Origin of the sequence: Pseudomonas sp. GM84 (genome assembly GCF_000282535.1) — a bacterium.
Classification (GTDB): domain Bacteria; phylum Pseudomonadota; class Gammaproteobacteria; order Pseudomonadales; family Pseudomonadaceae; genus Aquipseudomonas.
This window is the reverse complement of sequence record NZ_AKJC01000199.1, coordinates 18,010-27,531: the sequence shown is the minus strand read 5'-3', so window position 1 is coordinate 27,531 and position 9,522 is coordinate 18,010. Positions and strand designations below refer to the sequence as shown.

Below are 9,522 nucleotides of genomic sequence, written 5' to 3'. Positions count from 1 at the left end.
CCGCGAACACCGGCGAAGCCGGTGCCATGCTCCGCGCTGCCTGTTTCGCGGGGCAAGCCCGCTCCCACATGGATCACGCTGTGCCCTGCAATTGGGGCGCGAAGCGGCCCCCTTCAGCGGAAGCTGTACGAAACCCCGGCATACACGGCAAACCCTTCTCCCGGCGTCGAGCGGGCGATGTCCTGCCCATCGTCGTACCCCGGCGTCACCGTTGCCGCGTAGCGCTCGTTGGTCAGGTTGCGCAGGTCCAGCCAGGTCTGCCAGTCCTGTTTCGGTGAGTTCCAGCCCAGCCGCGCACCCAGCAGCGCATAGGCATCGGCGTGGTAACTGTTGGCGTAGTCGACCTGCACCTTGGAAGCCATCTGCGTATTGACCCCGGCATAGAAGCCGCTCGGCCAGTCGTAGCGCAGCTCTGCCTGGTAGTAGTGCATGGGAATGCCCGGCAGCCGGTTATCACCGAACCGGTCGTCGTCACGGTAATGGAAGTCGCTGAAGGTGTAGGCCTGGCGCAGGCTCAGCCTGCCGATCCCTGAGTCTTCCCAGAGTGTGCTGTCCAGGCCTGCTTCAACGCCCTGGTGAACCGTGGGGCTGGCATTGAATTCCTTGGGCAGGGCACCCGGCACGATCTCCACGGCCAGCAGTTCATGGCGAACCTGCGAGTAGTACCAGGCCAGGTCCCAGCGGCCCAGCACCGATTCCCCTCGCGCGCCGAGTTCCAGGGTGGTGGCGGTCTGGTTCTGCATCTCGATCGGCTGGGTGGCGACCGTTGAACTCCAGATCAGCGCCCAAGGGTGCGGCGGCTCCACGGAGCGGCTGAGGTTGCCATAGACCTGCAACTGGGGGCTGATGTCGTAACGCAAACCCAGGCGGGGTGCGTAGTCCCAGTCATGCTGGCTGACCTTGCCGCCGGTTTCCGGGTAGGTCACGTCACTTTCGCGGCGGGTGTAGATCATGGCCAGGCCGGTGGTCAGCCACAGGTCCGGGATCAGCTCCAGGTCGTTGCCGACGTGCAGCACGGTGTCCGAGCCCTGGTAGCTGAAGTCGCGGCTGCGGGCGCCGAAGTTTTCGCCGCTGCTGCGGGCGAACTGCGAGGCGCCACTGTTGGGCAGGTGCTTGGTGGTGCGCCAGCCGACGGTGGTCTTGCTTTCATGGCCGAACAGCGTGTCGCGGCGCAGATAGTTCAGCGTGCCGCTGACATCGGTGTAGGCGACCTTCAGGCGCATCGGGCCTTCACGCAGGTCCATCGGGTAGTCGTGATAGACCAGCCCGGCTTCCAGGCGCGCGTCGTCTTCCAGGTAGAAGGTGGTCTTGTTGCCGACCCAGGTGCTGCCCGGTTGCGGGCGACTGTCGTCCCGCGCCAGGTACGCCGGGTTGGCTGCGCGTGGGTCGTGCTTGATCTGTTGCTTGGTCAGGCGCCCGGCGAGGTCGTTCTCGGTTTCCCGGTAGCGCAGGTAGAAGCGTGTTTCCAGGTTGGGGTTGAAGCGGTAGCCGAGGTTGGCGGCGATGCCTTTGCCACTGCCGCTGCTGTGTTCCTGGTAGCCGTCGTATTCCGAGTCGGTCAGGGCCACGTAGTAGTCGAGGTCGCCCAGTACCTGGCCAGAGCTTACGTGGCGGTGCTGGTAACCGTGGCTGCCGACCTCGTAGCGCACCTGCAGCGGTTCGGCATCGTGGCCGGTGTGGGTCACGTAGTTGATCGCCCCACCCAAGGCCAGCGCGCCCTGGTCGAAACCATTGGCACCGCGCAGTACCTCGGCGCGGCTGAGCCACAGCGGCTCGAACAGTTCATAAGGGGTACCGCCCGGACCGGTCAGGGGCAGGCCGTCGAACATCGTGTACACGCCGGAGCCGTGCGCCCCCGGTGCGCGGTTGATGCCTGAACCACGGATCGACAGCTTGATGCCGTCGTTGCCCGCCGACTGGGCGAACACCCCGGGTTGATAGGCCAGCACATCCTGGTTGCTGGCAACCCGGCCTTGTTCAACCCGCTGCATGTCCACCAGGTTACTGGCGCCAGGTATCGACTGGAGGCGCTCACGGGCGTACTCCAGTTCGCTTTGCTCCTCTTCAGTGATCAGCAGCTGGCCCAGTTCGACCGACGGGGCTGCCGTGGCCTGCGGGCCTACAGTGACAGCGGCCACAAGACCAAGGCATGACGAAAGGGGCAAAACAGGACGCATCGTACAGCTCCAGGCGAAGGGGTAGACAGGCAACGGCGTTGTGACGAGCGAAATGGCATTCAGAGCACGAGGAATTTCAATAAATCGCAAGCGACTTTCACGGTGGTTTTGTAGGGCAGGCTTCTACAAGTTGTATGAATAGCTGCAATGGGCCTGTGCTTCGTAATGTGAGCTCCAGGGCGGCAGCACGGTTGGTTGTCGCAATTGGCCATGATTGAGGAGTTCGATGATGAAAACCAATGAGCGATCGATAACAAACTGCGCGGTCGATACGCCAATCCACCTCACCCCACGTGAACAGCAGGTACTGCTGTGGTGTGCCTATGGCAAGAGCTCCTGGGAGATCGGCCGGATCCTGCAGTGCAAGGAGTCGACGGTCAACTTTCACGTGTCCAACATCTTGCGCAAGTTCGCTGTCCCCACCCGTATCGCGGCGGTGATCAAGGCCATTCGCTACGGCATGTTGGCCGAGGTCTGAGGAGGTGAGTATGTTGAGCGACACCCCGATTGACCTGCAGCCCGGCCCCGAGGGGTTTGTCAGCCATGCACGGTTTCCCGATTGCCATGACCCGTTCTGGCCGCGCATCGAGCTGAGTGTCCTGCGCGAGCGATTGCGACTCGGCGCTGCCATCAGCGAAGCCCGCCTGGCACTCGCGGCACGCTGTGCCGCGAGTGCCGCAGCCGAGGAGTTCGCGCGTTGGCGGTCTGCACTTCGGGCGCGTGGTCACAAACGCCTGGAAGACTTGGCGGGGCATGATCATGGACGCGCGTTGTCGGTCTGTTACCGGCGTTTCATCGAAGCCGCGGTGTTGCGCACACTGCATACCGAACGGGTTTGCAAAGCGTTGCCCGAGGAGGTCGAGCATGGCCGAGGGCAATGAGCTACAGGCCGTGGCCGGTGCAATCTCCGAATTGCTGGCGTCGGAGGGCCGGGTGCTGTTGGGGGCGTTGCTTGGGGCCTTGCTGGTCAGTGCCGCACGGGACCGTTTGAACATCGTGTCGCGCAAGCGCCTGTCGACGCGCAAGCAATTGATGCTGATCTTCCTGACCTTGGGCGTCGGCTATCTTTTCGAACCGCTGCTGCAATCGCTGGCACCGATGCTTTCCCGCGGCATGGCCGCCTTTGTGGCGGCGGTGGTGGTGATCCCGATCACCCTCAAGGTCCTGGTCTGGCTGGACTCGGTGGACCTGCGCGAGCTCATCCAGCGTTGGCGCCGGCGCAGTTAGCGTTGAGTGCCTGAAGTTGCTGCTCCAGTTGCTGGATACGCTGCTTGTCTTCGATGTGCAGGAGAATGGCCTGGCGGTCTGCAGATGAAAGGCCTCGCAGGCGCTCAAGCACATCGTTCTCCCAGGCATCGTTGGCTGGGGCTGGCGAGCGCTCGTGCGGCTCACCCAGTAACAGCCAATCGAGCGTGCACGGGTGTTTTCTGGCGACTAATACGCATAGCGAGTACGGAATGCTGTCGCGGACCTTCCAACTGCTCAATGTTTGAGGGCTGACATCGAGCGCCCTGGCCAGCTGAACATCAGTAGCTGAGCCGGTCAGTTGCTTTAGGCGTGCCAGCACTGATGCAAGCGAGTGGCTACTCATGACAATTATCCATGGCTGGTTTAATGATATTCCTTGGGCTTAAACTACTCGATATGAATACTTTGCTTGCAATATAAGGAGAAATCTCGGCATGAGAAGTAGTGTAATGAAAAAAACCGTTATTGACTTAGCCGATACTGATTCAACTTGTCGATCAGTCCTACAGCTTGTTCGTATGATTGGTATTAGCAGGTACTTGCCGTGAGTACCTATAAGCTGGTCTGCCCTCATTGCGAGAGTCGAATGCGAATCCGTACCAGCGAAGGGCGACATATTTTTCTGCGGATTGCCTACCTGCAATGCACCAATGAAGCCTGCGGTTGGTCAGTGCGAGCAGAATTCGAAATGACTCACGAGCTGTCACCTAGCGGTATGCCCAATCCACAGGTGCATCTACCTTCCGCCTGTAGTGAGCTGCGCAATACCGCCTTGCAGCGTGGCGACGAGACTCGCCATGGAGCGCCACTGCCAAAGGCTGCTCCCCGGCCTGTGTCACGCAGATAAAAAAACACCCCGCAGCGCGGGGTGTCTTTTTACTGGCTTGATCAACCGATCAGTTGCAGGCCTGCCTGCTGGACCATTTCCAGCAGCGGCTGCGGATAAACCCCCAGCACGAACGCGAGAATGGCGATGGCCAGCAGCATGACGCCACCGGTGCGCTGTTCCCACTTCAGCGGGGCGTCGTGGCGACGCAGGTTCGGCTCGACCAGGAACAGGGTGACCATGACGCGCAGGTAGTAGTACACGCCAATGGCGCTACCGATCACCAGGGCACCGACCAGCCACCACAGCTGCGATTCGACACCGGTGGCAATGATGTAGAACTTGCCGATGAAGCCGGCGGTCAGCGGGATACCCGCCAGCGACAGCATCATCACGGTCAGCACCGCGGTCAGGTACGGGCGGCGCCAGAACAGGCCGCGGTACTCGTACAGCGCATCGGCATCACGGCCGCCGTAAGGCGAGGACATCAGGGTGATGACACCGAAAGCGCCGAGGCTGGTGATCACGTAGGTGACCAAGTACACGCCCATGGCTTCCAGGGCCAGGCCCTTGCTGGCCACCAGGGCGATCAGCAGGTAACCGAAGTGGGCGATGGACGAGTAACCGAGCAGACGCTTGAGGTTGCTCTGGGTCAGCGCCAGCAGGTTGCCGATCAGGATCGAGGCGACCGCGATGACTGCCAGTACGGTGCTCAGCACGCCGCTGCTGGCGGCAGGGGAGAGCATGAACAGGCGCACGACCACGGCGAAGACCGCGACCTTGCTGGCGGTGGCCAGGAAGGCAGCGACCGGCGCCGGGGCGCCTTCGTACACGTCCGGGGTCCACAGGTGGAACGGTACCAGCGACAGCTTGAAGGCCAGGCCGACCAGCATCATGCCCAGGCCCAGCTGGGCCAGCAGGCTTGGCATGCTGGTCGTGGCCAGGGCCTTGCCGATCTGGTCGAAGCTCAGGCTGCCAGCGTCGGCGTACAGCAGGGCCATGCCGAACAGCAGGAAGGCCGAGCCTGCGGCCGACAGCACCATGTACTTGATGCCGGCTTCCAGCGAGCGCTTGTTGAAGAAGGCATACGCCACCAGTCCGTAGACCGGCACCGACAGCAGCTCCAGGCCGATGAACAGGCCGGCCAGGTGGTTGGCGCTGACCAGCACCAGGCCACCGAGGGCCGACATCAGCAGCAGCAGGTACAGTTCTTCACGGTTGCCCGGGTAGCCCTTGGAGCCTTCGCCGAGGTAGGCGTGGGCGAGGGTGACGCAGGCCAATGTGGCCACCAGGATGATCGCCATGTACAGGCAGGCGAACTTGTCGATGGTGATCAGCGGGGTGACCGCCAGCGGCGCGACTTTCAGCGCCGGCAGGATCGACAGCAGGGCCAGGTTCAGCCCCACGGTGGACAGCAGGAAGGTCTGCGAGTGGTTGCGCTTCCAGGCGATCGCCAGCATCACCACCACCGTGGTGATGGTGGTGATCAGCATCGGCGCCAATGCGATGAAGTGTTGAGTGGTGAATTCCATAGCGCTCTTACCGGGCCGAAGCGAGTTGAGTGAAAGCGGAACCGAGCCACTGCTGCACACCACTCATGGTGGCGGCAGAGGTGTCGAGGAACGGCTGCGGATACACGCCCAGCAGGATCAGCAGTACCGCCAGGCCCAGGACCATGATCATTTCGCGACCGTCCATGCCGGCCAGCACGCCTTCGGCCTTGGCCGGGCCGAAGTAGGCGCGGTGGATCATGATCAGCGAGTAGACCGAGCCGAACACCAGGCCGGTAGTGGCGATGACGGTGATCCACGGCACGCTGGCGAAGCTGCCGATCAGGATCAGGAACTCGCCGACGAAGTTGCCGGTACCTGGCAGGCCCAGGGAGGCAGCGGCGAAGAACAGGCTGATGGCTGGCAGGTAGGCGATGCGGTGCCACAGGCCGCCCATCTGACGCATGTCACGGGTGTGCAGACGCTCGTACAGCTGGCCGGACAGGATGAACAGCGCGGCGGCCGACAGGCCGTGGGCCAGCATCTGGATCACCGCGCCTTGCAGGGCCTGCTGGCTGCCGGAGTAGATACCGATCAGCACGAAGCCCATGTGCGAGACGCTGGAGAAGGCGATCAGGCGCTTGATGTCGGTTTGCGCAAAGGCCAGGAAGGCACCGTAGAAGATACCGATCAGGCCCAGGGCCATGGCGAACGGCGCGAACTCGGCCGAAGCGTTCGGGAACAGCGGCAGGGCGAAGCGCAGCAGGCCGTAGGCCGCAGTCTTCAGCAAGATACCCGCCAGGTCCACGGAACCTGCGGTCGGTGCCTGGGCGTGAGCGTCAGGCAGCCAGGAGTGGAACGGTACTACCGGCAGCTTCACCGCGAAGGCGATGAAGAAGCCCAGCATCAGCACGTACTCGACGCCGGCTGGCAGCTCGGCCTTGAGCAGGTCGCTGTAGTTGAAGGTCAGCACGCCGGTGGTGTTGTAGTTGACCAGCACCAGGCCAAGGATCGCCACCAGCATGATCAGGCCGCTGGCCTGAGTGAAGATGAAGAACTTGGTGGCGGCGTAGATCCGGGTCTTCTTGCCGTCTGCCGAGCTGTGACCCCAGAGCGCGATGAGGAAATACATCGGCACCAGCATCATTTCCCAGAAGAAGAAGAACAGGAACAGGTCCAGGGCCAGGAACACACCGACCACGCCGCCGAGGATCCACATCAGGTTGAGGTGGAAGAAGCCGACGTGGCGCTGGATCTCTTTCCAGGAGCACAGTACCGACAGCACACCGAGCAGGCCGGTAAGCAGGATCATCAGCAGCGACAGGCCGTCCAGGGCCAGGTGGATGCTGATGCCGAAGCGCTTGATCCACTGGACTTTGTATTCCAGGGCCCAGGCAGGTTCGGCGCCCGGAGCAGGGGCCAGGGTGTAGTCACCGGTGCCCCACAGCCACAGGCCGATGCCGAGCAGCAGGGACATGGTCAGCAGTGCGATCCAGCGTGGCAGGGTGGCGCCGAAGCGCTCACCCAGCCAGCACAGGAAGCCGCCGATGAAGGGGATCAGGATCAGCCAAGGCAAAATCATGACGGGTTGGTTTCCTTTGGCAAAGTCGCAAGATTCATAGTCATACCGCGGCCACTACCACGGCACCGATGACCAGCACGGCACCGACGGCGATCGAGGCGGTGTACCAGCGCAGCTGGCCAGTCTCGGTCTTGCTCATGGCGACGTGGCCGCCGCGAGCCATCCGAGGGATCAGGCCGATGCTGCGGTCAACCGGGTCCTTGCGCAGGATGTGGCTGATCAGCAGGTAAGGTTTGACGAAGAGCTTGTCGTAGATCCAGTCGAAGCCCCAGGCGGCGAACCACCAGGCCGACAGGACGCGGCCGATGCCGCTGTTGGCGATGGCCGAAACCAGGCGACGCTTGCCCAGGAACAGCACCGCGGCCAGCAGGATACCGGCGATGGCGATGGCGCCCGAGGTGATTTCCAGCGCGTGCTTGGCTTCGCCACCGGCGTGGCCGGCGCTTTCAGGCAGCACGCCTGCCAGCGGCGGGTGGATCCAGGCGCCGACGAAGGTCGACAGCACGATCAGCACGCCCAGTGGCAGCCAGTGGCTGATGCCGTGGCCGGCGTGGGCTTCGGTCTTGGCTTCGCCGTGGAAGGCGATGAAGATCAGGCGGAAGGTGTACAGCGAGGTCATGAACGCACCGACCAGGCCAGCGTACAGCAGGCCGCTGTTGCCGCTGGCGAAGGCTTCCCAGAGGATCTCGTCCTTGGAGTAGAAGCCCACGGTCACGATCGGCAGGGCAGCCAGGGCAGCACCACCGACCACGAAGCTGGCATAGGCCAGCGGCAGTTTCTTCCACAGGCCGCCCATCTTGAAGATGTTCTGCTCGTGGTGGCAGGCAACGATCACCGCACCGGAAGCAAGGAACAGCAGGGCCTTGAAGAAGGCGTGGGTCATCAGGTGGAAGATCGCCGCGTCCCAGGCACCCACGCCCAGGGCCAGGAACATGTAGCCGATCTGGCTCATGGTCGAGTAGGCGAGGATACGCTTGATGTCGGTCTGAACCAGGGCAGCGAAGCCGGCCAGGACCAGGGTCACGCCGCCGACGACGCCGACCAGGTGCAGGATGTCCGGCGCCAGCAGGAACAGGCCGTTGGTACGGGCGATCAGGTACACGCCCGCGGTCACCATGGTTGCCGCGTGGATCAGTGCCGAAACCGGGGTCGGGCCCGCCATGGCGTCGGCCAGCCAGGTCTGCAGCGGCAGCTGGGCCGATTTACCAACCGCGCCACCCAGCAGCATCAGGGTCGCCAGCTCCATCCAGAAATCGCCAGCCTGGAACTTCTGCGGTGCCAGCACCAGCAGTTCCTGCACGTTCAGGGTACCCAGCTGGGCGAACAGGATGAACAGGCCGATGGCCATGAACACGTCGCCGATACGGGTGACGATGAAGGCCTTGAGTGCGGCGTTACCGTTGTTGCGGTTGCTGTAGTAGAAACCGATCAACAGGTACGAGCACAGGCCCACGCCTTCCCAACCGAAGTAGATGAACAGCAGGTTGTCGCCCAGCACCAGGAACAGCATGCTGGCGATGAACAGGTTGGTGTACGCGAAGAAGCGCGAGTAACCCGCTTCGCCACGCATGTACCAGGAAGCGAACAGGTGGATCAGGAAGCCGACACCGGTCACCACGCCGAGCATGGTGACCGACAGGCCATCCACGTACAGGGTGAAGTTCGGCGCGAAGCCGTCCACCGACATCCACTGCCACAGCAGCTGGCTGTACGCGCCGCCTTCAGGCGGGGCGACGTTGAACTGCCAGATCACGTAGGCGGCCACGGCCGCCGAAAGGCCGACCGAACCGACGCCGATCAGCGCGGACAGGTTCTCCGAGAACCGCCCGCGCGAGAACGACAGCAGCAGGAAGCCGATCAGGGGGAAGACGAAAGTCAGGAAGATAAGGTTCATCCGCGCATCTCACTGGCAGCATCGATGTCGAGAGTGTGGAAGCGGCGATACAGCTGCAGCAGGATTGCCAGGCCGATACTGGCCTCGGCGGCTGCCAGGCTGATCACCAGAATGAACATCACCTGGCCGTCGGGTTGCACCCAACGGGCACCGGCGACGATGAACGCCAGGGCAGAGGCGTTCATCATGACTTCCAGGCTCATGAGCACGAAGAGGATGTTGCGGCGGACCATCAGGCCAACCAGACCTAAGCAGAACAGGATGCCGGCGACCGCCAGACCATGCTCGAGAGGGATAGCACCCAT

The 9,522-nt window shown here is 62.8% G+C and carries 10 protein-coding genes; 4 read left to right on the top strand and 6 right to left on the bottom strand.

Annotation, left to right across the window (positions count from 1 at the left end):
* Nucleotides 1-113 precede the first annotated feature (113 nt).
* Nucleotides 114-2,177 carry a TonB-dependent receptor family protein gene (locus PMI38_RS16700; protein ID WP_008096214.1) on the bottom strand — a complete coding sequence of 688 codons (2,064 nt, stop codon included), beginning with the start codon at nucleotides 2,175-2,177 and terminating at the stop codon, nucleotides 114-116.
* 229 nt (nucleotides 2,178-2,406) lie between these two features.
* Between PMI38_RS16700 and PMI38_RS16695 the strand changes: the two genes are divergently transcribed.
* From PMI38_RS16695 to PMI38_RS16685, 3 genes are read left to right on the top strand one after another with little or no spacing between them, the layout of a single operon-like run.
* On the top strand, nucleotides 2,407-2,655 hold the full coding sequence (locus tag PMI38_RS16695) for a response regulator transcription factor (protein ID WP_008096212.1): 249 nt from the start codon (nucleotides 2,407-2,409) through the stop codon (nucleotides 2,653-2,655).
* A gap of 10 nt (nucleotides 2,656-2,665) precedes the next feature.
* Nucleotides 2,666-3,058 (top strand): head completion/stabilization protein, encoded by a 393-nt coding sequence (locus PMI38_RS16690; RefSeq protein WP_008096210.1) that lies wholly within the window; start codon nucleotides 2,666-2,668, stop codon nucleotides 3,056-3,058.
* Nucleotides 3,042-3,404 carry a hypothetical protein gene (locus PMI38_RS16685; protein WP_008096209.1) on the top strand — a complete coding sequence of 121 codons (363 nt, stop codon included), beginning with the start codon at nucleotides 3,042-3,044 and terminating at the stop codon, nucleotides 3,402-3,404. The genes PMI38_RS16690 and PMI38_RS16685 overlap by 17 nt, the downstream gene beginning before the upstream one ends.
* Here the strand turns inward: PMI38_RS16685 and PMI38_RS16680 are convergent.
* Complete coding sequence (locus PMI38_RS16680) at nucleotides 3,376-3,768, bottom strand: helix-turn-helix domain-containing protein (protein ID WP_008096208.1); 393 nt, start codon at nucleotides 3,766-3,768, stop codon at nucleotides 3,376-3,378. The genes PMI38_RS16685 and PMI38_RS16680 overlap by 29 nt on opposite strands.
* A 201-nt stretch (nucleotides 3,769-3,969) precedes the next feature.
* Here PMI38_RS16680 and PMI38_RS26675 point away from each other — a divergent pair, with 201 nt between their 5' ends.
* Entirely contained in the window at nucleotides 3,970-4,272 is a 303-nt protein-coding gene (locus tag PMI38_RS26675; protein WP_081502550.1) for an ogr/Delta-like zinc finger family protein, read from the top strand.
* A 41-nt stretch (nucleotides 4,273-4,313) separates the two neighbouring features.
* Here the strand turns inward: PMI38_RS26675 and nuoN are convergent, their stop codons facing one another.
* Genes nuoN through nuoK form a run of 4 tightly spaced genes read right to left on the bottom strand, consistent with a single transcriptional unit; the run spans nucleotide 4,314 to nucleotide 9,522 of the window.
* Nucleotides 4,314-5,783, bottom strand: coding sequence for an NADH-quinone oxidoreductase subunit NuoN (nuoN, locus tag PMI38_RS16670; RefSeq protein WP_008096207.1), 1,470 nt, complete (start codon nucleotides 5,781-5,783; stop codon nucleotides 4,314-4,316).
* A 7-nt stretch (nucleotides 5,784-5,790) separates the two neighbouring features.
* Nucleotides 5,791-7,323, bottom strand: coding sequence for an NADH-quinone oxidoreductase subunit M (gene nuoM, locus PMI38_RS16665; protein WP_008096206.1), 1,533 nt, complete (start codon nucleotides 7,321-7,323; stop codon nucleotides 5,791-5,793).
* Between the two features lie 40 nt (nucleotides 7,324-7,363).
* Nucleotides 7,364-9,217: an NADH-quinone oxidoreductase subunit L gene (nuoL, locus tag PMI38_RS16660; protein ID WP_008096203.1), complete on the bottom strand. Its 1,854-nt coding sequence runs from the start codon at nucleotides 9,215-9,217 to the stop codon at nucleotides 7,364-7,366.
* On the bottom strand, nucleotides 9,214-9,522 hold the full coding sequence (nuoK, locus tag PMI38_RS16655) for an NADH-quinone oxidoreductase subunit NuoK (protein WP_008096201.1): 309 nt from the start codon (nucleotides 9,520-9,522) through the stop codon (nucleotides 9,214-9,216). The genes nuoL and nuoK overlap by 4 nt, the downstream gene beginning before the upstream one ends.